At 68.8% G+C, this 20,869-nt stretch carries 15 protein-coding genes, 1 tRNA gene and 1 other RNA gene; 11 read left to right on the forward strand and 6 right to left on the reverse strand.

The window, feature by feature from the left end; all coding sequences use genetic code 11:
• Positions 1–22 precede the first annotated feature (22 nt).
• Entirely contained in the window at positions 23–367 is a 345-nt protein-coding gene (locus J2Y42_RS08390) for a metalloregulator ArsR/SmtB family transcription factor (RefSeq protein ID WP_309856844.1), read from the reverse strand.
• Between the two features lie 66 nt (positions 368–433).
• Between J2Y42_RS08390 and J2Y42_RS08395 the strand changes: the two genes are divergently transcribed.
• Positions 434–1,360: an NAD-dependent epimerase/dehydratase family protein gene (locus J2Y42_RS08395; protein WP_309856847.1), complete on the forward strand. Its 927-nt coding sequence runs from the start codon at positions 434–436 to the stop codon at positions 1,358–1,360.
• On the opposite strand, the gene J2Y42_RS08400 is transcribed toward J2Y42_RS08395, so the two are convergent.
• Positions 1,361–1,741 carry a DUF2255 family protein gene (locus J2Y42_RS08400; RefSeq protein WP_309856850.1) on the reverse strand — a complete coding sequence of 127 codons (381 nt, stop codon included), beginning with the start codon at positions 1,739–1,741 and terminating at the stop codon, positions 1,361–1,363.
• A 102-nt stretch (positions 1,742–1,843) separates the two neighbouring features.
• Here J2Y42_RS08400 and J2Y42_RS08405 point away from each other — a divergent pair, with 102 nt between their 5' ends.
• Positions 1,844–3,064: a multidrug effflux MFS transporter gene (locus J2Y42_RS08405; RefSeq protein WP_309856853.1), complete on the forward strand. Its 1,221-nt coding sequence runs from the start codon at positions 1,844–1,846 to the stop codon at positions 3,062–3,064.
• A gap of 205 nt (positions 3,065–3,269) precedes the next feature.
• Here J2Y42_RS08405 and J2Y42_RS08410 read toward each other — a convergent pair whose 3' ends face one another.
• Positions 3,270–3,722, reverse strand: a complete 453-nt coding sequence (locus tag J2Y42_RS08410) for a hypothetical protein (RefSeq protein ID WP_309856856.1) — start codon at positions 3,720–3,722, stop codon at positions 3,270–3,272.
• Positions 3,723–3,846: 124 nt separating this feature from the next.
• Here J2Y42_RS08410 and J2Y42_RS08415 point away from each other — a divergent pair, with 124 nt between their 5' ends.
• Complete coding sequence (locus J2Y42_RS08415) at positions 3,847–5,109, forward strand: DUF445 domain-containing protein (protein WP_309856858.1); 1,263 nt, start codon at positions 3,847–3,849, stop codon at positions 5,107–5,109.
• Positions 5,110–5,346: 237 nt separating this feature from the next.
• Here J2Y42_RS08415 and drt3b read toward each other — a convergent pair whose 3' ends face one another.
• From drt3b to J2Y42_RS08430, 3 genes are all read right to left on the reverse strand, one after another.
• On the reverse strand, positions 5,347–7,401 hold the full coding sequence (gene drt3b, locus J2Y42_RS08420) for an antiviral reverse transcriptase Drt3b (protein WP_309856860.1): 2,055 nt from the start codon (positions 7,399–7,401) through the stop codon (positions 5,347–5,349).
• Positions 7,394–8,719, reverse strand: coding sequence for an antiviral reverse transcriptase Drt3a (drt3a, locus tag J2Y42_RS08425; protein WP_309858074.1), 1,326 nt, complete (start codon positions 8,717–8,719; stop codon positions 7,394–7,396). The genes drt3b and drt3a overlap by 8 nt, the downstream gene beginning before the upstream one ends.
• A 568-nt stretch (positions 8,720–9,287) precedes the next feature.
• Positions 9,288–9,375: transfer RNA gene (locus J2Y42_RS08430), tRNA-Ser, on the reverse strand.
• Between the two features lie 103 nt (positions 9,376–9,478).
• Here J2Y42_RS08430 and ffs point away from each other — a divergent pair.
• The 8 genes from ffs to J2Y42_RS08470 all read left to right on the forward strand — a co-directional run bounded on the left by ffs (position 9,479) and on the right by J2Y42_RS08470 (position 20,868).
• An RNA gene (ffs, locus tag J2Y42_RS08435) (signal recognition particle sRNA small type) lies at positions 9,479–9,575 on the forward strand.
• 115 nt (positions 9,576–9,690) lie between these two features.
• Positions 9,691–11,031, forward strand: coding sequence for a DUF1254 domain-containing protein (locus tag J2Y42_RS08440; RefSeq protein ID WP_309856863.1), 1,341 nt, complete (start codon positions 9,691–9,693; stop codon positions 11,029–11,031).
• Position 11,032: 1 nt separating this feature from the next.
• Positions 11,033–13,168: a phosphate acetyltransferase gene (pta, locus tag J2Y42_RS08445; RefSeq protein WP_309856866.1), complete on the forward strand. Its 2,136-nt coding sequence runs from the start codon at positions 11,033–11,035 to the stop codon at positions 13,166–13,168.
• Complete coding sequence (locus tag J2Y42_RS08450; RefSeq protein ID WP_309856868.1) at positions 13,165–14,367, forward strand: acetate kinase; 1,203 nt, start codon at positions 13,165–13,167, stop codon at positions 14,365–14,367. The genes pta and J2Y42_RS08450 overlap by 4 nt, the downstream gene beginning before the upstream one ends.
• Positions 14,368–14,381: 14 nt before the next feature.
• Positions 14,382–15,743: an acyl-CoA thioesterase/BAAT N-terminal domain-containing protein gene (locus tag J2Y42_RS08455; protein WP_309856870.1), complete on the forward strand. Its 1,362-nt coding sequence runs from the start codon at positions 14,382–14,384 to the stop codon at positions 15,741–15,743.
• Between the two features lie 8 nt (positions 15,744–15,751).
• Positions 15,752–17,041, forward strand: coding sequence for an acyl-CoA thioesterase/BAAT N-terminal domain-containing protein (locus tag J2Y42_RS08460; RefSeq protein ID WP_309856875.1), 1,290 nt, complete (start codon positions 15,752–15,754; stop codon positions 17,039–17,041).
• Entirely contained in the window at positions 17,038–18,276 is a 1,239-nt protein-coding gene (locus J2Y42_RS08465) for an acyl-CoA thioesterase/BAAT N-terminal domain-containing protein (RefSeq protein ID WP_309856877.1), read from the forward strand. The genes J2Y42_RS08460 and J2Y42_RS08465 overlap by 4 nt, the downstream gene beginning before the upstream one ends.
• A 48-nt stretch (positions 18,277–18,324) precedes the next feature.
• Entirely contained in the window at positions 18,325–20,868 is a 2,544-nt protein-coding gene (locus J2Y42_RS08470; RefSeq protein WP_309856880.1) for a DNA polymerase III subunit gamma and tau, read from the forward strand.
• The last annotated feature ends 1 nt before the right edge of the window (position 20,869 follow it).

Here is a 20,869-nt window from a genome sequence, read left to right on the forward strand (position 1 = left end):
TCCGAAACTGCTCAGCTGACCGCTATGCGGTCGCCGCGGACTTCTTCCCGTCGGTCCGTGCGGTGCCCCGCTTGCGGACCTCGCGCAGCACGATCTGCTCCGGGCAGACGGTCGACAGGAAGTCGCCGACCGAGAGGGCCAGCCGTTCGCCGGCCAGCGAGTAGAGGATGCGGTTCGCATCCCGTCGTTCGGTGACCAGACCCGCCTGGCGCAGCACGCTGAGGTGCCGGGAGATGGTCGGCCCTGTCGCGTTGAAGCGGGCGGCGATCTCGCCGGCCGCGAGCTCCCCGTCTTTCAGGTCTTGCAGGATCTGCCGCCGGGTCGGGTGGGCCAGCGCGGCGAAGATGTCGCTCGCTGAGTCTGTCATGTTTGCACTATAGCACCATTGCTATATACAGTTTAGCTACATTGCTAATAAGCGAAGGAGTAAGGGATGCGGACAGCCATCACCGGCGGCACCGGGTTCATCGGCCGCCACCTCACCGAGCGTCTTGGCGATGAGGCCGTCGTGGTCTCGCGCCGCACCGGGGTCCAGATCGACGACGTGGATGCGCTCGCCGAGGCCTTCGCGGGCTGCGCCACGGTCGCGCACTGCGCCGGGATCAACCGCGAGATCGGCGACGGGACCTTCCAGCGCATCCACATCGACGGCACCCGCGCGGTGATTGAGGCGGCGCGGCGGGCGGGGGTGCAGCGCATCGTGATGGTCAGTTTCCTGCGGGCACGGCCCGACTGCGGCTCCGGCTATCACGAGTCGAAGTGGGCGGCCGAGGAGCTGATCCGGACCTCGGGCATCGAGCACACCATCCTGAAGCTCAGCATGGTCTACGGTCCCGGCGATCACATGGTGGATCACGTGACCCGCGCGGTGCGGACCCTCCCGGCCTTCGCGACGGTGGGGTTCCGCGAGCGGACCGTGCGCCCTGTGCCCGTCGATGATGCCGTCGACGTGCTGGTGGCGGCGCTGGAGGGCCGGATCGCGAAGCCGACCGTGGCCGTGATGGGTGCGGAGGAGTTCACCCTGGGTGAGGCGGTGCGCCGGATCGCGCGGGTGGCCGGCCGCCGTCCCATCTTCTTCCCGGCGCCGGTCTGGTCGATCCGTGCCCTGGCGCAGCTGACCGAGTGGACGATGGTGGTCCCGCTGGTCGCGAAGGCGCAGGCGCGCATGCTCGCCGAGGGCGTCGCCGAGTCGGCACCGTACGCCCCCGAGCTGCCGCCCGAGCTGCGGCCATCACGTCCGTTCAGTGACGACAGCATCCGCGCCGCGATGCCCGATGGCCGTTTCTCGCTCCAAGACCTGCGGATCGTGCGCGCGCTCGGCCGACGGTGGGCGCCCGCTCGCGCACTGAGCCGGCCCTGATCAGCGCGGGTCGACCCGGACAGTGGCCGCCCGGGTCTTGGCGGTCACCATCGGCGGGTAGTAGGGACTCGAACCGTACTTCGCCTCGTACGCGCTGTCGATCCGATCGTTCAGCGCCTCGTCGTCGATCGGCGTGAAGGTGACGTCCTTCTGCATGCCGCCCGCGGTGATGCGCCCCGCGCGTTGCGCCAGCGCCGACTGATACCAGCGCGAACCCGTCCCGTTGTAGGCGCGCACGTAGACGCCGTCATCGACGACCACCGACCAGATCCAGGTGAGAGTGCCGAGCGTGACGCCGTCGGACCGGAAGGGCGCGATGTGGAAGTCGTCGGTCGTCGCGATGGCGTGCAGCTCGTCGGGTGTCCAGGTTCGCTCATCCATGCTCTCGAATCTAGGTCGCTGCGACCGGGCGTGGGATGCCCTGCCAGTACACCTCTCGTCAGGGACTCCCTCGACGGCGACGATCACGGTGTGCTTGAGTGCGTGACAGCCTCCCTCACTTCCCCCTCCGTCTCCCGCGTGCGCGTCGGCCGCCCGCTGGCGACCCTGCTCCTGGTGCTCACGGTGTTCGGGCCCATCTCGATGGACCTCTACCTTCCTGCGCTGCCCGCACTGACGAGCGAGCTCGGCGCAGCCACCTCACTGGCGCAGCTGACCGTGACCGCGTGCCTGATCGGCCTGGCCGCGGGGCAGCTGATTGCCGGTCCGCTCTCGGACCGATTCGGACGGCGCGGACCGGCGCTGATCGGGGTGGCGGCGTACATCGTCGTCTCGGCGCTGTGCGCGGTGAGTCCGACCATCGAGATCCTCGTCGCCGCCCGGTTGGTGCAGGGTCTCGCGGGCGGGGTCGGCATCGTGATCGCCCAGGCCGCCGGCCGGGACGTCTACGAGGGCGGCCGTCTGATCCGCTTCTACGGACGGCTGACCGTCATCGGCGGGTTCGCCGCGATCGTCGGCCCGCTCCTCGGTGGGGCTCTGACCGCAGTTCTCGACTGGCGCGGCCTGTTCGTGGTCCTCGCCGTCATCGGTGCGGTCATCCTCCTGTGGGTGGCGGTCGGCTTCCCGGAGACCCTCGGTCGGGATGCGCGCACAGCGGCCGGCTTCGCGGTGATCGGCCGCGACATCCGGCTGCTGCTCTCCGACCGCCGGTTCGTCGGTGCGGTGGTCGCGCAGGGCTTCGTCTACGCCGCGCTCTTCGCGTACCTGAGCGGCGCGACCTACGTGCTGCAGGACGTCTACGGTCTCTCCCCGCAGGGCTACGCCCTCGCCTTCGGTCTCAACTCGGCCGGTTTCATGGTGTTCGGTTACCTGGCCGGACGGCTCAGCGAGCGCTGGAGCGTCACTGGCACGCTGATCGTCGGCCTCGTGGTCGCGGGTGTCGGCGCGGCGGGTCTCCTGTTCGCCGGCCTCACGGCCGTGCCGCTGGCGGTCGTGATCGTGTCGCTCTTCCTGCTCGCGGCGGGCACGGCGATCACGAGCCCGCCCTCGACGACGCTGGCGCTCGCGGATTATCCGCAGATCGCGGGAACGGCGTCTTCCCTGCTCGGCGCCGCGCGGTTCGCGTTCGGGGGAGTGGCTGCCCCGATCGTCGGGGTCGCCGGGTCGTTGAGCATCCTCCCGCTCGGCGTGGTCACCACCGTCTCGATCGCCCTGGCCGCTGTCGTGGCTACGGTCTTCCTGGCCCGCCGGTCGGCGAGGCCCTGACCGCGGCCCTCCGTCGGAGATCCGTCGCCCATCCGCGGACATCCCGCGGCTCACGCCCCGAATCTCCATCCCCGCCGCGGCCCGTCGGAGATTTCGGCCACTTTCTCCTACGCAACCGGACGGTCATTATGATCGCGACATGAGCGATTCTCGCCCGGCGGTGGTCGCGTGCGCCTGGGCCTTCGCGGTGCTGGCCGCCGCCGCCCTAGGCGGGTGGCACCTCCTCAACTCCGACGGTGACGGTGCCCGGAGTTCGTGGTTGCTGTTGCTGGTCGCGTTCGTCTTCATCGCGTGGGCGGTCTTCCTGTTCGTCGCCCTGAGCCGCGATCCTTCCCGACGGTCCGTGCGGCGTCGCCCGGGGAAAGTCGTGACGACGCACACGCTTTCGTTCACCGTCGGCCAGGACGAGAAGCATGTCGTCGACTTCGCGTTCGACCAGATGTGGGGCTGGCTGACGATCGCCGTCGACCGTGCGGTGATCATCAAGAAGGTCATCACCTTCAGCCTCCATCTCCGCCGGACCTTCGAATTCACGGTCGGGAATGTGGAGCGCCACGCCATCCGGATCGAGAAGTCGCGCCCGCTCTTCGCATCCTTTGCTCGCCCAGCCGACCCGGGCGTTCTGCGACGGCGTACTGGTGGCCGAGGACGACGGCATGTCCTAGGAAGACGGCGGTGGTCCGCTCGGAGGTGTCGTCTGGCGGAGCGTGAGTACGGTGGAGTTCGTCCACACCCCACATGCCCGGGAGGTTCGAGATGCAGATCCAGGACGCCGAGCTCGCGTGACCGCCACGCTCCCGACCGACGCCGAACGCCGACTCGCCCTGCGGCGGATGAAGGCGCTCGCGACGAGCCTGCTCGCGGTGGCCGCCGTCGTGTTCGCCGTCGCCTTCGCACTGCAGGACCGCTATCCGTGGCTCGGGTTCGTGCGCGCCGCCGCCGAGGGGGCGATGGTGGGCGCGCTCGCGGACTGGTTCGCCGTGACCGCTCTGTTCCGGCATCCGCTCGGGCTGCGCATCCCGCACACGGCGATCATCCCGACCCGCAAGGACGAGATCGGGGCGACCCTCGGCGATTTCGTCGAGACCAACTTCCTCTCCGACGAGGTCGTCGCCGGCAAGCTGCGGAGCATCGACCTCGCCGGCGCGGTCGCCGACTGGCTCTCCGAGCCGCAGAACTCGCGCCGCGTGGTGGCGGAGTCCTTCCGCGGCATGACCGGACTGGCCGCGCTGCTCGACGACGACCGGATGCGGGAGGCGATCGAGGGCGTCGTGCGCACGCACGTCGTCGCGCCGGAGTGGGGTCCGCCGCTCGGACGGCTCGGGGAGCGTGTACTCAGTTCGGGCGGCCACCATGAGGCGGTCGACCTGCTGCTGGACCGGCTGGATGAGTGGCTCGCGGCGAATCCGGAAGCGTTCGGACCGGTGGTGTCGCGGCGTCTCCCGTCGTGGCTGCCGTCGTTCGTGGATCGCGTCATCGACGAGCGTCTCCACGCGGAGGCGCGCCGGTTCGTCCGTGAGATGCGCGACGACCCCGACCACCGCCTCCGCCGCTCGCTCGACGACTACCTCGCCCAGCTGACCGACCGGCTGCAGCACGACGAGGCGACCATCGAACGCCTGGAGGCGGCGAAGGGCCGCGCGTTCGACGATCCGCGGATCCGCGAGCTCGCCGCATCCACCTGGTCAGCCGCACGCACGGCCGCCCTGGATGCGCTCTCGGAAGAGGACAGCGACCTGCGCCGCCGCGCGGAGGCCTTCGTCGCCGACGTGGCCCGGCGCGTCCTGGCCGACGACGATATGCGGGCATCTCTCAACACCCGGCTGACCGACGCCGCCCTGCACTTGGTGACCAACTACCGCAGCGACATCTCGCACGTCATCACCGAGACGGTGCAATCGTGGGATGCGGCCGAGACCACCGACAAGATCGAGACCCAGGTCGGCCGCGACCTGCAGTTCATCCGCATCAACGGCACGGTCGTGGGCGCGCTCGCGGGCCTCGCGATCTACAGTGTGGCGACGGGGATCTCGGCGCTGCTCTAGCGTCGTTGCTGACGCTTCGGAGTGAGGTCTGCCAGAGTCGTAGGGGCAATCATCGCGAGGTGACACGCTGAGCGAGCGGTCATCGGCGAATCCGTTGGCTCGCCTGATCCCGACGGAGGGATTCGTCGGTGGCGGGGAATGGCAGTCCATTCACCGCCACCAGACCGGCGTTTTGCCAGGCGTCCCGCTCGGCGCTGGTGTGTGCTGTCATAAGTGACAGATGCCTGGGCGCGATCGTCAATATACCTCGTAGAGGCGCTTTTCCTGCAACGCGGCGTAAAGATCAAAGGACTCCCAATTGACATTCCAATGCCGACGAGGACTGCTGATGGCGGTCACCTCTTGGGGGCGTGTTATACCCAAGTCGCGCAGTAGATGTACTTTCGTGGCCCGATCGACGAATGGACATGACAGCACGTTCAGCGTTACGAGCGCTCTTTCCCCATCTCGGAGGGAACGGCTCGCGATAGTTTTCAGCCAGTCGATGCAGGCCCTACGGAGTGCGCGGTAGCCGCCGTAACTCCTGATATGGAGCAAGAGGCTGAAGAGCAGTACGGCGTCCAGGTTCTTGGGAGCGTGGAGACGCCCATCTTCGAGGCACGCAAACCTGAAGATTTCGGCGAGTTCGTCCTCGTGCAGCCTGTATTGCTCGCCTAGATCCGAAAGGCAGTCGACCAAGGTTGCCGTTACGGCGGAAGGTGATTCGCTTCTTCCGGCTCGGGCTAAATGCATGGCCAACTCTTCACGAATTCGCATTTCGAGACGCTGTCGTTCATGAATGGGGACGTGCGGCGATCGCGAATACCGGAGGGCCGAACTCACGATTCGAGCGATCTTCACAGCGGGACTCATCCGAGGCGCCCCCGAGAAGGCGAAGAACGCGAAGTCAAGAATCGAAATCAGTGCGCCGGTCGTTGCGTGGGTATGAGCTTGGATCTCGCCCCCAAGCGAATCCACGTAAGGTGCGATGGCATCGAGTGAGCTTTGCATCAGCTTTTCCATCGCCCGCTCTGTTCGCGCGAGCGCGTAATTCGCCAGATCGAAGTGGCTTACGCCGGTGTCGAGCAGGATCGCCTTGTATCCCGTGACGAGCCGCTCGCTTCGGACGTAAGGTCGCGGGAGCCTGTCGCCGTCCGGCTCGTCGGCATTCTCGCCCCTGTCGATTGAGCGCTTCAGCAACCTCGTGACCTTGTCCTTCGCGACAGTTAGCGGCGAGAGCCACGGCGTGTGTTCACCCTCCTCTTTCGCTGCATTAAGATGCAACTTGTACTTCCGCAGGCTCTTAGAAATCTGTTCCAGCACGTCCAAGCGGTTCTGGGCGTTGGCGAGAAAGATGAAGTAATCGTCCACATATCTAAGGATCTGATAGTCGTGTCCCTGACGTAGACCTTCATCTTCGAGCGCTGCGTGGATATCGCGATCGACAGCCTGAAGGATAACTTCAGCGAAGATCCGGGATACCTCCGAGCCGATTGTGATTCCGCTGGTTTCGTTATGGTTCAGCCGTTGCATGAGCGTATCGAAATCGTCGCCGAAGGTGTTCTTGAGATTCTTCTTTCCCAAGTTATCCTTTACGACGTTGTGCCCATGCGCCGCCCAAGCGACGCTGTGGGTGTAGATGCTGTCGAAGCACTTCGCAATGTCCGCTTTGACCAGGAATCCGTAGCGGCGTTCACACGAGCGGTACTCGCTTGAGTCATAGAATTTATACACGTTGGAGTACCGCCGATACGCGAAATATGAGCGTATCCATTCATACTCGTATCGTTCGTCTTCGACGCCGTCGGGTTTCTTCCGCGAGGCTTCGAATAACCAATCTCGAACGACACTGTATCGGGCGACGCGCGATGGATGTCGAAGTGAGAACGGGCTACGTCCCGTGTGGAACAGCATCATGTCTGAGTTGCTGCGATAGAAGTCGACAACTTCGATCTGGGCGGCTGGGTGCGGGACGGTGAGCGTGCGAAAGTCGTTTGCGCGGTGCCGGACATTGAATTGGAACGGGATTGTGGGTATTCGTGCCGGTCCGTCGAACTGCAATTCTGAATCTTCCCCTGCCCCCGCGTTCGTTGGAAAAGTCACTTTCCGGCCTAAGAGGATAGAAACGATTCCCGGTGTCGCGTCATCGAGACGGCGAGCGAGGATGCGATCACCTTCGATGCGCAGGCGTGAATCGTTGATGAACGTATAAAGCCCTCGATTGTTGAAGCTTGGCGGCAGCTCGTACGGTAGAACGTCACTTAGGAGGACTCTCGCATCCCGCTTGCGAATACTCCGCTTCCGCTTATGCATGCCATGCCCCTCTAAGTTGCTCGAGCTGTCTGGGGCGAAACCGGTGGATCCGTCTTGTCTCGAAGCCTTCGCGGAATGACAAGGCATCGATCTTCGACTTGAGCCCCGACGGCATGATCTGCTGTGCAGTTATCGCCTTCAGGTGGTCGTCAAGATGCGACAGCTGTTTCAAATCCGTCAGGTGTGGATTGGAGAAGTAGATTCCAACCATCGCGTTCCGCTTATTGTTCAAGAGCCGGGTGTTACCTGTCAGGAAACGGATCCGGTCCAGAAGAAGCCGCTGGCGACCGCCATTTTGCGGACCCCTCTTTTGCCAGACATCGAATGAATTGGAGACTCGATCCTTTATGGTTTGGAGCCGGTTCGGGGTTAGTTGCACGCTTACCCCGGTGGAACCATAGGCGATCCGATAGCCCAACAAGTCGAATGCTGGAAGAACCTGGTTTCTAAGCCTAAAGACCGCGGACTTCGACGCATTGACGCCCAGGCCGAGTTCGGCGAGACCGGTTGAGATTTCTGCAATTAGCTCTGCATCTGTTGAGGTATCTCGATTCTCCAGACCGCGGACGCAGACTATGTCGTCCACGTATCGTGCAAAGTACTGAATGTTCGGCAAAGACAGAAATCTGGTATCAAGACGGCTCACGAAGAACTCGGCGAGTTTCGCGCTTAGACCAATTCCTGTGGGGAGGCCGACGGGCGCCCCAACCAACGCCTGATATTCATCTAGCAGCAGCCCGATAAGGGCGCGATTAACCGGCGTTATGTCGGTACGAGCCAAGACCTGGATTAGCCGCCTGTGCTCGATGCTTTCGTAGAAGCGCTCAACATCGACTTTGACGACCGCCTTAGGGAGGCGGTTGTCTATGGCACGAACTAGTGCGCCGACCACATCCTGCCGCGAGGGCTGACGGTGATTGTGCTGAGATCCGACCACCCGCTGCAGGTGTTTGTCGGCAAAAAAGACGTGCGGTGAAGCGTCCAGGGCGTATGTCTGTCTACCGTTCACCATGGAACTCTGGTGGAGACCCCACGAGAAGCGATCCCGCTGAATGTCGGCAACGATGCGCTGACTTGTAGCGGAGAGCGCAGCCTCGAGCACAATCTCAACATGCTGACGGGCGGCGCTGAGTGCCGATTCGAGTGACGCTCGTGTATCGCGATCCGTGGCGGATGCCAAGAGGTAGTCGTTGCGTAGGGCCCGAAGCGCCTCGACAGCTTCCTTGACCTTGGGGAATGTACGTGTGAGGTCCTTTCCCTTACGAGTCTGTAGGTCCCAGACACGCCTCATATTCGTCGGCGAAAAGCTCTGGTCCATATTCCCCCAGGTCGGTCGACTCACAGCGAAATAACGATAGCGCCCGACCAACCGTCGCGCTGTCCCCTTTCCATGTGACGTATGCGCTTCGAAAAAGAAAGAAGACCTGAAGCAACTCAAGCGAGTGACCGCGCTGACGAAGGCTGACTTGAGCTCAGCTTACGAATCCGCCGACTTGTGAGCACGCTGACTAGAACCGCCGCAGGCAAGCCCGAGATGTCTCGATCTAGGCGGCGGACTGCATCGGTGATGCGCAGCCGCGTGGCACGCCTAGGTCGGGGGCTTTGAACGGTTCGCGCCTCTTGATTCGCGCAGCACGGCTATGCAACCCGGAGGTCACCATCACGGCGCACGAGTTTCTGCATCGTCGAGGGATGCTAGTGGTCACCGATCCTGCCGCGACCGTCCCCGACAAAGACGTCGGTCGATGACGTGCTTGGCGAGTGTCGACCCTTCACTTGGGGGGGGGGGGGGGCGTCACAAGGATGTGTCCAGCGCGCACAGAGGGGACAGTCGGCTTCGTTAGAAAGCTCGACTTCCCTCGTTAGCGCGTAGATGGCACTTGCGATGGCGGAGAATGGGGGATTCGAACCCCCGAGGGCTTGCACCCAACACGCTTTCCAAGCGTGCGCCATAGGCCACTAGGCGAATTCTCCTGGTCGTCGCCTTCCGCTGTCGCGGCCGGCGGCTCCCAGTATCTTACCCGAACGCCGGAGGGCTTCGTGCACGCGGCCTTCATCCGCAGCCGCTACAATCGTTGTTGGCTCCCCACGTGGCGCCATCCAGGCCAACTCCCCCAGGGCGGAAACGCAGCAAGGGTAACCGGGCTCTGGCGGGTGCGTGGGGAGTCTTTTCATGTCCAGCCGTGTGTCACCGCCGCCGCGTATATTGTGGCCAGCAGTCCCGGATCTTCTACACCCCGTAGAATGATCCGTGTCTTCCGTGGAGCGATGGATGGACGGGGTGCCGCAGTGACCGAACAGCTGACCGAGCTGGCGACCGAGGCGTACGTGGTGGGCTTCCCGCTCGTGTTCGACCTGGAGCAGGTCGTGCGGTTCACGGAGGAGGGCATCGGGTCGATCCCTCCGACGTCCTACAACTCGTTCGGGCACGCTCGTGAGCTGGCCGGACCGGACGACACGTTCGTGTCCATCAACAACGACACGGTGTACTCGATCGCCCAGGTCGATCTGGGGGTCGGGCCGGTGAGGCTCAGCGTTCCTGCTGCCGGTGACCGCTATTTCGTCCTGCAGTTCGTGGACGCCTGGACCAACAACTTCGCCTACATCGGCACCCGGGCGACCGGGGGAGACGGTGGCGAGTTCCTGCTGCTGCCGCCCGACGATGACGAGACCCCGGCCGCGCCCGACACCTCCGGACTCCCGGCCATCCGCTTCCCCACACGCGTGGCGACGATCGTCGGACGCTGGGCGGTCGACGGCGCCGATGACCTCCCTGCCGTCCACGCGTTGCAGGACGCACTCACGCTGACGCCGCTCCACCAGACGCTCGTTCCACCGCAGGGCGTCCCCGCGGTGGACGGCGGCCAGGGCGAGGCGCTCGACTTCTTCGAGAAGCTGCGCGTGTGGTCGCAGGCGTTCCCGCCGGCGCTGCGCGATCGGCCCGCGCTCGAGTCGTATGCGCCGCTCGGGCTGGTCAGCCCGTACACGATCGCCGAACAGCCCGAAGGGGTGCGCCAGGCGCTCGCCGCCGGGTACGCCCTCGGCAAGGACGCACTGGAGTCGGCCCTGCGCACCTCCGGGACGCTGACCGACCATTGGGCGGTCAACCTCCACGTCTTCGACTACAACCTCGACTTCTTCGAGCTCGGCGCCATCGACGCGCCCGAGTGGAAGCTGCACGACCCGCGCACCCGGTACGCGCTCCGGGCGGCCGCGGCGCTCGGCGGGCTGTGGGGCAACCACGCCTACGAAGCGGCCTACATCATGACCTACGAGGATGCCGACGGCGAACCGCTCAGCGGCGAGCACGTCTACCGCCTGCGGCTGAGCCCCACGCCGCCGGTGGGCGCTTTCTGGTCGCTGACCATGTACGACCTCCCGCACTACTACCTCGTCGCCAACCCGATCGACCGCTACTCGGTCGGCGACAGGACCCGCGGGCTCGTGTACGACGACGACGGAGGACTGACCATCACGATGAGCGCCACCCGACCGACCGACGAGAAGGCGGCCGCCAACTGGCTGCCGGCGCCCACCGGGCGCTTCCGCCCCATCCTCCGCCTGTATCTGCCGGGCGACGAGGTGCTGGACGGGCGCTACGGCATCCCGGCGATCGAGCGGATCGGCTGACGTGGCGCGCTCCATCTACATCACCTCGGCCGAAGGCCACACCGGCAAGTCGACCGTCGCCCTCGGCGTGCTCGAGTCCCTGCGTCACTCCGTCGAGCGGGTGGGCGTGTTCCGCCCGATCGCGCGGTCGACAGACGAACGCGACTACGTTCTCGAGCTGCTCCTCCAGCGGATCACGGCGGACATCTCCTACGAGGACGCGCTCGGCGTGACGTATGAGGACGTCCACACCGACGCGGACGCGGCCCTCGCCGAGATCGTCCAGCGCTTCCGCGCCGTGGAGGCGCGCTGCGACACCGTGGTCATCCTCGGTTCCGACTACACGGACGTCGGCAGCCCGACCGAGCTCGGGTACAACGCCCGGATCGCGGCGAACCTGGGCGCACCGGTGCTGCTGGTGCTCGGCGGGCGGATCGGCCAGGGCTTCGGGGAGCGCCTCGGGCAGGCCGACCCGCGCTCGCCGGAGGAGCTCCGCCAGCTGGCCGAGATCGCCGTCGCCGAGCTGCGCACCGAGCACGCCGGCCTGCTCGCCGTCATCGCGAACCGGGCGGACGACGGGATGCTGGATGAGATCGTCGACGCGGTCGGATCGGTCGTCGGTGCGGCGGCGGTCGCGGCCGGCAGTGCGGACCGCCCGCCGGTGTGGGCGATCCCGGAGGATCCATTCCTGGTGGCGCCGAGCATCCGCTCCATCATGGAGGAGACCGGCGCGACGCTGATCGCCGGCGAGGAGGCGCTCCTGGCCCGCGAGGCGCTGGGAGTGGTCGTCGCCGGGATGTCGATGAACAACGTCCTCCCGCGCCTGGTCGACGGCGCCGTCGTCGTGGTGCCGGGTGACCGCACCGAGGTGCTGCTGGCGGTGCTGATGGCGAACGCGTCGGGCACCTTCCCGTCGATCGCGGGCATCGTCCTCAACGGCGGGTTCGACCTGCCGGAGCCCATCCAGCGGCTGCTCGCGGGACTGCGCTCGCCGCTGCCGATTGTGCGGACCGGGCTCGACACGTACGACACGGTCGTGCGGATCACGCACGCGCGCGGCCGGCTCGCCGCCGACTCGCAGCGCAAGTACGACACCGCGCTCGCCCTGTTCGAACGGCACGTGGATGCGGGCGCGCTCCTCGCGCGTCTCAACGTCTCCCGGCACGACGTCGTCACCCCGCTCATGTTCGAGTACGACCTGATCGAGCGCGCGCGGGCGGCGAAGAAGCACATCGTGCTGCCCGAGGGGGAGGACGACCGCATCCTGCGCGCCGCCCACACCCTGCTGGCGCGCGGTGTCGCCCAGCTGACCATCCTCGGCGAGCCGTTCGAGGTGCGTTCGCGTGCGATCGAGCTGGGTCTCGACCTCTCCGGCGCCGAGGTGCTCAGCCCCTTCGACGATGTGATGCGGCTGCGGTTCGCGACCGAGTACGCCCGGCTGCGCGCACACAAGGGCATCACGATCGAGCAGGCGTCCGACACCATCACCGATACGTCCTACTTCGGCACGATGATGGTGCACCTGGGGCTCGCCGACGGGATGGTGTCCGGCGCCGCGCACACGACGGCGCACACCATCCGGCCGGCCTTCGAGATCATCAAGACGACGCCGGGGGTCTCGGTCGTGTCCAGCGTCTTCCTGATGGCCCTCGCCGACCGCGTGCTCGTCTACGGGGACTGCGCCGTCATCCCGGACCCGACCTCCGAGCAGCTGGCCGACATCGCGATCTCGTCCGCGCGGACCGCCGAACAGTTCGGGATCGAGCCGCGCGTCGCGATGCTGTCGTACTCGACCGGCGACTCGGGCGCCGGGGCGGACGTGGAGAAGGTGCGGACGGCGACCGAGTTGGTGCGGGAGCGCGCGCCGCAGCTCGCGGTGGCGGGGCCCATCCAGTACGACGCGGCGGCGGATGCAGCCGTCGGCGCCGCGAAGATGCCCGGATCGGAGGTGGCCGGGCGGGCGACCGTGTTCATCTTCCCGGACCTCAACACCGGCAACAACACCTACAAGGCGGTCCAGCGGAGCGCGGGCGCCGTCGCGATCGGCCCGGTGCTGCAGGGTCTGCGGATGCCGATCAACGACCTGTCCCGCGGGGCGACCGTCGACGACATCGTCAACACCGTGGCGATCACCGCGATCCAGGCGGCCCTGTCATGAGCGCCGTCCTGGTCGTCAACAGCGGTTCGTCGTCGTTCAAGTACCAGCTGATCGACAGCGAGACCGAGGAGTCCCTGGCCTCGGGCCTTGTGGAGCGGATCGGCGAGTCGAGCGGGCACACCACGCACCGCGGGCCGAACGGCACGAGCGAGCGCACGCTCGAGATCCCGGACCACACGGCGGGGTTCCGCGCGATGCTCGACGCGTTCGCGGCGGAAGGCCCCAGCCTCGACGAGAACCCGTTGGATGCGGTCGGCCATCGCGTGGTCCACGGCGGCAAGCGGTTCTTCGAGCCGACGATCGTCACGCCGCTCGTCGAGATCAACATCGAGGACCTCTCCGACCTCGCACCGCTGCACAACCCGGCGAACCTTGAGGGCATCCGTGCCGCGAAGAAGGCGTTCCCGGACGTCCCGCACGTCGCCGTGTTCGACACCGCGTTCCACCAGACGCTCGCTCCGGAGGCGTACACGTACGCGATCGACGCTGAGCTGGCGGAGCGCCACCGCGTGCGGCGGTACGGCTTCCACGGCACATCGCACAAGTACGTCTCCGAGACGGCGGCGGCTTTCCTCGACCGCCCGCTCGGCGAGCTGCGCCAGATCGTCCTGCACCTGGGCAACGGCGCGTCCGCGTGCGCGGTCGATGGCGGGCGCTCGGTGGAGACGTCGATGGGGATGACCCCGCTGGAGGGCCTCGTCATGGGCACTCGATCGGGAGACCTCGACCCGGCCGTCCTCATCCACTTGGCGCGGCGCGCGCAGCTGTCGACGGACGACCTCGACGAGCTGCTGAACCGCCGGAGCGGGCTCCTCGGCCTCTCCGGAATGGGCGACATGCGCGACGTCCGGCAGGCGGCGGGTCGCGGAGATGACGCTGCGCGGCTCGCGCTGGATGTGACGGTCCACCGCCTGAAGCACTACATCGGTGCGTACACCGCGCTGCTCGGACGCCTCGACGTGCTCACCTTCACGGCCGGAGTGGGCGAGAACGACGCGGCGCTCCGCGCGGAGGTGCTCTCCGGGCTGGAGGTGCTCGGCATCCGGCTCGACCCGGAGCGCAACGCGAGCCCGTCGCGCGACCCGCGGGTCATCTCGGCCGACGACTCCGCCGTGACCGTGCTGGTGGTGCCCACGAACGAAGAACTCGAGATCTCCCGGCAGTCGCTCGCGGCGGTCCGGGAAGCCACCGGGGGCTGACAGGAGCAGAGGCCATGCGGCGACGGCGCGGCGACGGCGAACGGCACGGGATGCCGCGACGTGTGTCCGCCGCGCGCCGCCCGCGGCTGCTGCCGCGAATCGTAGCGGCCGTCGCCTCCGCACTCGTCGCGATCACCGTGCTCGCCGGATGCGGCGCAGGGGATGCGGGTGCCGGCGCCCGGTTCGTGACCTCTCCGCTCGTCCGCTACAGCGCGGTGCTGTGGCCCTTCCCCCTGGAGCTCGTGGGCGCCGAGCCGGGGGCGCGGCTCCGCCTGACCGCACGCCTCGCCACGTCGCACGGAACGTGGACCTCCGCGGCGACCTACACGGTCCCGGCGTCGGGGACGCTCGATCTCGCGTCCGCCCGGCCTCAGCTCGCGCCGTTCACCGAGCCGGACTCGGCGGGGCTGTTCTGGACGCTGCGCGGACCGCAGCTGTCGGGCGAGGCAGCTGCCCGGCAGTGGATGCGCGACACCATCCGCGTCACCGTCGCGGCTTCCGACGCGGGCCGCGTCATCGCCTCCCGTTCGTTCGAGCTCGACGGGCTGGCATCGTCCCTGGCGGTGCGCACGATCTACACGCGCGATCTGCGGCCGGCGATCGATCCGCGCCTGCCGCGGCAGACGCACGAGGACGTCGCACTCGCCACCTTCTACAGCGCGGCGAGCCTGGAGCACCCGCAGACGCCGGTGGTGCTGATGTTCGACGACGCGCGGCCGGGCGCGTCCGGAGACTACGTCGCCCCGGTGATCGCGCAGTTCGGCGCCTCGGTGCTGCGCATCCCGGTCGCCGCGGCGGCGGACGGCGTCCGCTCGACCGGCATCGTCGCGGACACCACAGTAGAGGCCGTGTTCGACTGGCTCGCGGAGCGCCCCGACATCGAGCAGGACCGCGTCTACCTCTACGGAACGGGGGCGGCTGAACAGCTGGCCGTCTGGGCGGCGACCCGTTTCCCCTCCCGTATCCACGGCCTGTTCGTGGCCGGCGGTTCGCCTGCACTGCTGTGCCTGCCGGCGGCGCGGGTGGCCCCGGTGTTCGAGGACTCGTCCGGCCTTCCCTGCCTCTCGGACGCGGGGACGGTCATCCCCTCCGCGGTGCCGTCCATCGACGGCGTCGACGGACCGGTCGTCCTGGGGTGCGGGACGCAGGACGCCACGCTGCCCTCGTCGTGCGCCTGGCAGCGCGCCCTGGCGGCCACCCGGGAGCCGCGCCCCGGTGACAGGACGATCTACGCCGACGGGGCGACGCATCCCGTCAGCGTGCCGCCGGGTCTGCCGATCGCCCTCCCGGCGGTCGGCGGCCAGCCGACCGAGAAGGCCCGTATCGCGTTCTGGAACGCGGTCGGCCGCGACCTGCTCCGGGCGGTGCTGGGATGATCGCGCGCATGCCCGTGAGACGGCTGCTGCGGGTCGCGGTCCTCGGAGCGGTCGCGGCCCTCGTGTTCTCGGCCTGCGCGACGGGCCAGGGAGCGGGCGCGCGGTTCGTCTTCAGCCGCTTCGGCGACGGGATCACGGAGCCCGTCGGCATCCAGGTCGTCGGGCTGCAGCCGGGCGAGCCGGTGGTGCTCACGGCACGGGCGCGCTCCAACGCCGGAGCGTGGTCGTCGCGGGCGGTCTACGCGGTTCCGCCCACGGGAACCGTCCGGCTGTGGTCGCAGGAGCCGACGGCCGCGCCCTACCCCCGTCCGGACAGCTCCGGTCTGCTCTGGAGCCTGACCGGACCGTCGCTCAGTCAGCAGCAGCTGGAGGCGCAGTGGGTGTACAGCCCGCTCGATGTGCGGTTCTCGGCGGAGCAGGCGGGGCACCAGGTGGCCTCCGGCGAACTCCACCGGGCGCCGCTCTCGGCGGGGACGATCAGCCGGGACCTGCTGGGAAGCGACCTGATCGGCACCGGCGACCCGGAGGCCAGCGGCCTCGCGCCGACCGCGTCGGTCGGAACACTGGTCGACTCCGTGCCAACGCCGGTCGACCTGCGGCCCGGCGTCATCGTCATCGACGGGGACGACGGGGGAGCGTCCGGGGCGTTCGTCTCGCGCCGGATCGCGTCGGCCGGTTTCCCCGTCGTCGTGCTTCCGGCGTTCGTCCCCGCCGGACGCATCCCCGGATCGGCCGCGCTCTCGGTCGAGACGTTCGACGCCGTGCTGACGTGGTTCTCCTCCCTTCCCGTCGTGGACGAGGGGCGCATCTTCGTGTACGGCACCGGTCGTGCCTCGTCGCTGGCCCTCTGGTTCGCCGCGAACGACCCGGATCGCGTCCACGGAGCGTTCGCCGCCAGCGGCGCGACGGCGCTCCAGTGCACGTCGTCCGCGGGCAGCCCGCTGCTCATCCAGCACGGGAGGGCGCTGCCGTGCGCCAACCCGGAGCGCACGATCGCGGGCACGGACATCCTTGCGCTGCAGCGCATCAGCGGACCGCTCGTGCTGGCCTGCGGCACCGACGACCGGCTCCTGCCCACGGCGTGCGACTGGACGCGTGCGGGGGAGCAGGCGCGCGGCGACGAGCCGGGGGACGCCTTCCTCTACGCCGACGGCGCCGGCCACGACATCACCACCCCGCCCCTGCTGCCCATCGGACTGAGCGATCTGGATCCCGCGACGGCGCAGGCGACGGAGCAGGCGCGCGCGCAGTTCTGGCAGGTCGTGATCGCGAAGCTGGCGGGGGCGATGCGGCCATGAGGCGGGCGGTGGTGGGCGTGGTCCTCGCGCTGCTGGTCGCATCCCTCGCCGGCTGCGTAGCCGTACCGGGCGCCGGCGGACCGCGCGTCGAGGTCAGCGAGGAGCCGAGCGGCGTCTGGAAGCCGGTCCACGTCCGTGTCGTCTCGTTGCCGCCCGGTGGACGAGTGACGGTTCGCGTGACGGCGCGATCCGGCTCTGCGGTGGGCGAGCGGTGGACCTCGCAGGCCGTCTACAGCGTCCCGTCCTCCGGCGTCGTCGACCTCGACCACGACGTGCCCGCCGAGGCCCCGTTCGGCGGAGCGGACGGGATGGGCCTGTTCTGGACGCTGCAGAGCGAGTCGGGCCGCGAGGCGAACTCCCCGCAGGTGTGGGGCGGATCGACGATGACCGTGGACTTGGAGGCGGTCATCGACGGACGCCGTGTCGCCGCCCGCCGCCTGCATCGGGTCGGGCTGACGTCGGTGGCGCCGTCTCGCGCGGTGTTCGACGACGGCATCACGGGCGACTACTTCCAGCCGGCGTCGGCCGCAGCGGCACCCCGCCCGGCCGTGCTCGTCTTCGACGGAACAGAGCCGGATGTGCAGACCGGCGTGCTCTCGGCGGCCACGCTCTCCGCGATGGGGTACCCGGCGCTCGCGTTGTCGACCTACGGATCGGCGGGCCAGCTCGGGCCGGTCCGCGTCCTCCCTGCCGAGCGCGTCGTCGCCGCCCTGAACTGGCTGCGCGCGCAGCCGGGCGTGGATGCGCGGCGCGTGTTCGTCTTCGGGACCTCGCGCGGCGCGCAGCTCGCCCTCTGGACCGCGGTCGCGCATCCCGAGCTGGTCTACGGCGCCATCGCGCCCGCCGGGACCACCGGGCTGGTCTGCCCGTCGCCCGTGCCCGGTCCGGCGATCACCGTCGGAGGCTCGTGGGTGCCCTGCCTCAGCGGCACCCGTGTGGTGACGCGGGCGGCCGTGCTCGATCTGGACCGCATCCCCGGTCCGGTGGTCCTGGGATGCGCGGGGGAGGACGAGCAGCTCGGGAACGGCTGCCGGTGGCTCGACGTCGCGGCCGAGGTGCGGCCGGCGCGCGGGGGAGACGCGTACCTCCGGGCGCCGAAGGCGACGCACACCTTCTACCTCCCGCCGTACACGCCGCTCGACCTGCCCGCCGCGCCGCAGGCGCAGCCGACCGAGGACGCCCGGGTAGCGCTGTGGTCGGCGATCGGCCGCGCCCTCAACGTGCGCGGCCCGTGATCGCCCGCGACCCAGCCGAATGTCGGCGGCGGTGAGTAGCATGTGTGAGTGGTAACCGCCCTGTATCGCCGCTATCGGCCCGACACCTTCGCCGAGATGATCGGCCAGTCTCAGGTGACGGAGCCGCTGATGACGGCACTGCGCACCAACCGGGTGAATCACGCCTACCTGTTCTCGGGTCCCCGCGGTTGCGGCAAGACCACCTCGGCCCGCATCCTGGCGCGCTGCCTGAACTGCGCAGAGGGGCCCACCGACACCCCGTGCGGTAAGTGCGCCAGCTGCATCGAGCTGAGCCGCGACGGCGGCGGCTCCCTCGACGTGGTCGAGATCGACGCGGCCAGCCACAACGGCGTCGACGACGCGCGCGACATCCGCGAGCGTGCGATCTTCGCCCCCGCCCGCGACCGCTACAAGATCTTCATCCTCGACGAGGCGCACATGGTCACCCCGCAGGGCTTCAACGCCCTGCTGAAGATCGTGGAGGAGCCGCCGGAGCACGTGAAGTTCATCTTCGCGACGACCGAGCCCGAGAAGGTGATCGGGACGATCCGTTCCCGCACCCACCACTACCCGTTCCGGCTCGTCCCTCCCGCGCAGATGCTGGAGTACGTGCAGAGTCTGTGCGACAGCGAGGGCATGACGGTCGCACCGGGAGTCCTCCCGCTGGTGGTGCGTGCGGGCGGCGGTTCGCCGCGCGACACGCTCTCCCTGCTCGACCAGCTGATGGCCGGGTCCGAGAGCAGCGCCATCGACTACGAGCGGGCGGTCGCCCTCCTCGGCTACACGCACGCCGCGCTGCTCGACGACGTGATCGACGCGATCTCGGCTCGGGATGCGGCAGGCGCCTTCGCGGCGGTCGACCGCGTCATCCAGACCGGTCAGGACCCGCGGCGGTTCGTCGAAGACCTGCTGGAGCGGCTGCGCGACCTGATCGTGGTCGCCGCCACGAGCGTCGAGGGGGCGGCGGCCGTGCTGCGCGGCGTCCCGCAGGACGAGCTCGACCGGATGGGCGTGCAGGCCATGAAGTTCGGCGCCGCAGAGCTGAGCCGCGCCGCCGATATCGTGAACGCCGCGCTCACCGAGATGACCGGCGCGACGTCGCCGCGGCTCCACCTCGAACTCATGATCGCCCGCGTACTGGTGCCGTCGAGCGACGAGAGCGAGCGCGGTGCGCTCGCCCGCGTGGAGCGGCTCGAGCGCCGCGTCGGCGTGAGCGACGCCATCGGCTCCGAGCCCGGTCGCGCCGAGGGCGGTCGGACGGAACGTGTGGCCGCCGAGCGCGGCGCACCGGCCGTGGCGAGCTCGGCCCCGTCTCGCGAGCCGGCCCGTGCCGCGGCCCCCGCGGCCCCCGCGGCTTCTTCGGCTGCGCCGACGACGCCGTCTGCTCCTGCGCCCGTCGCATCCGTTGCGGCTCCCGATGCTGCCTCGGCAGAGCCGGTCGCCGAGGCCGAGCCCGCCCCGGAGACCGCCACGGCCACGCCGTCGGGCGACGAGACGCCCGTAGCGGCTCCGGCCCCGACAGAGCAGCCCTCCGCGACCGCCGCGTCGCAGGCTCCGGCGGCACCCGTCGGTCCCGTCACCACCCAGCAGGTCAAAGACGCCTGGCCGCAGATCCTCGACGCCGTGCAGCGGGCCAAGCGCAGCGCGTGGATGGTCGTCTTCACCGCGCAGGTGCGTTCGCTGAACGGCGACGTCCTGTCTCTGTCGTTCCCCAGCGACAACGACGTCCAGAGTTTCCGGCAGCCCGACGCCGGTGGCGCCCCGGGCGTCAGTGAGTACCTGCGTCAGGCGATCGTCGATGTCCTCGGCATCCGCGTGAAGTTCATCGCGAAGGCCGACTCGGCTCCCGGGTCCGGCGGATCGCCCCGTCCCTCCGCCGGTGCGCCCGCCGCGCCTGCGGCCGAGACGTGGCCGGGTGCCGAGCCGGGTGGTGCCCGACAGGCGGCGCCGGCCGCACCCACGGCATCCGCTCCGGATATGTCGGCCCAGTCCGGCACCGCCTCTCCGCGGTCGACCGCGCCCGACGCCGGGTCCTCGCGCGCGGCCGCTCCGGCCGCCGCTGCTCCGGCTGCGGCCGCTCCGGCTGCTGTCGTCACCGAGTGGGCGACCGTCACCATCCCCTCCTCGAGCGAGACCGCTGAGGCGGCCGCGACGGTGACCTCCGCCGTGGTCACCATGGAGCGTCCGGCCGCGCCGTCCACAGCACCGCAGGCACCCACGCCTGCCGCAGCTCCGCCCGGCGCTCCCGCGACGGAGGAGCCGCCGTTCGACGACGTCCCGCCGCCCGAGATCGAGCCGCCATTCGAGCCGCCCGTCCCGGAGGAGCCCGCGGGCGACTGGGCCGCCGCCCCGTCCGCCACGGCCGTCGCCGCTCCGCCAGCGACACCGTCGGCGCAGCCCGCGCGCAGCGCGGAGAGCGCGTCGTCCGGCGATGCCGCACGCGCGGCGCGTCCGTCCTCAGCCCCGGCCGCGGGTTCCCGCACGCCGACCTTCCAGCAGCCGCAGCGCTACGGCGAGGCGGTTGTCCGGGAGATCCTCGGTGCCACCTTCATCGAGGAGCAGCCCGCACCTCCGACCCCGGGGATGAGGTAGC

The sequence above is a fragment of the Leifsonia sp. 1010 genome (genome assembly GCF_031455295.1).
GTDB lineage: Bacteria > Actinomycetota > Actinomycetes > Actinomycetales > Microbacteriaceae > Leifsonia.

What these genes read in the sequence shown, in the direction of transcription:
- J2Y42_RS08465 (WP_309856877.1), top strand. Translation starts at nt 17,038, where the DNA reads ATGAGGCGGGCGGTGGTGGGCGTGGTCCTCGCGCTGCTGGTCGCATCC.
- J2Y42_RS08390 (WP_309856844.1), bottom strand. Translation starts at nt 367, where the DNA reads ATGACAGACTCAGCGAGCGACATCTTCGCCGCGCTGGCCCACCCGACC.
- J2Y42_RS08400 (WP_309856850.1), bottom strand. Translation starts at nt 1,741, where the DNA reads ATGGATGAGCGAACCTGGACACCCGACGAGCTGCACGCCATCGCGACG.
- drt3b (WP_309856860.1), bottom strand. Translation starts at nt 7,401, where the DNA reads ATGCATAAGCGGAAGCGGAGTATTCGCAAGCGGGATGCGAGAGTCCTC.
- J2Y42_RS08460 (WP_309856875.1), top strand. Translation starts at nt 15,752, where the DNA reads ATGCCCGTGAGACGGCTGCTGCGGGTCGCGGTCCTCGGAGCGGTCGCG.
- J2Y42_RS08455 (WP_309856870.1), top strand. Translation starts at nt 14,382, where the DNA reads ATGCGGCGACGGCGCGGCGACGGCGAACGGCACGGGATGCCGCGACGT.
- J2Y42_RS08410 (WP_309856856.1), bottom strand. Translation starts at nt 3,722, where the DNA reads ATGCCGTCGTCCTCGGCCACCAGTACGCCGTCGCAGAACGCCCGGGTC.
- drt3a (WP_309858074.1), bottom strand. Translation starts at nt 8,719, where the DNA reads ATGGACCAGAGCTTTTCGCCGACGAATATGAGGCGTGTCTGGGACCTA.
- J2Y42_RS08450 (WP_309856868.1), top strand. Translation starts at nt 13,165, where the DNA reads ATGAGCGCCGTCCTGGTCGTCAACAGCGGTTCGTCGTCGTTCAAGTAC.
- J2Y42_RS08395 (WP_309856847.1), top strand. Translation starts at nt 434, where the DNA reads ATGCGGACAGCCATCACCGGCGGCACCGGGTTCATCGGCCGCCACCTC.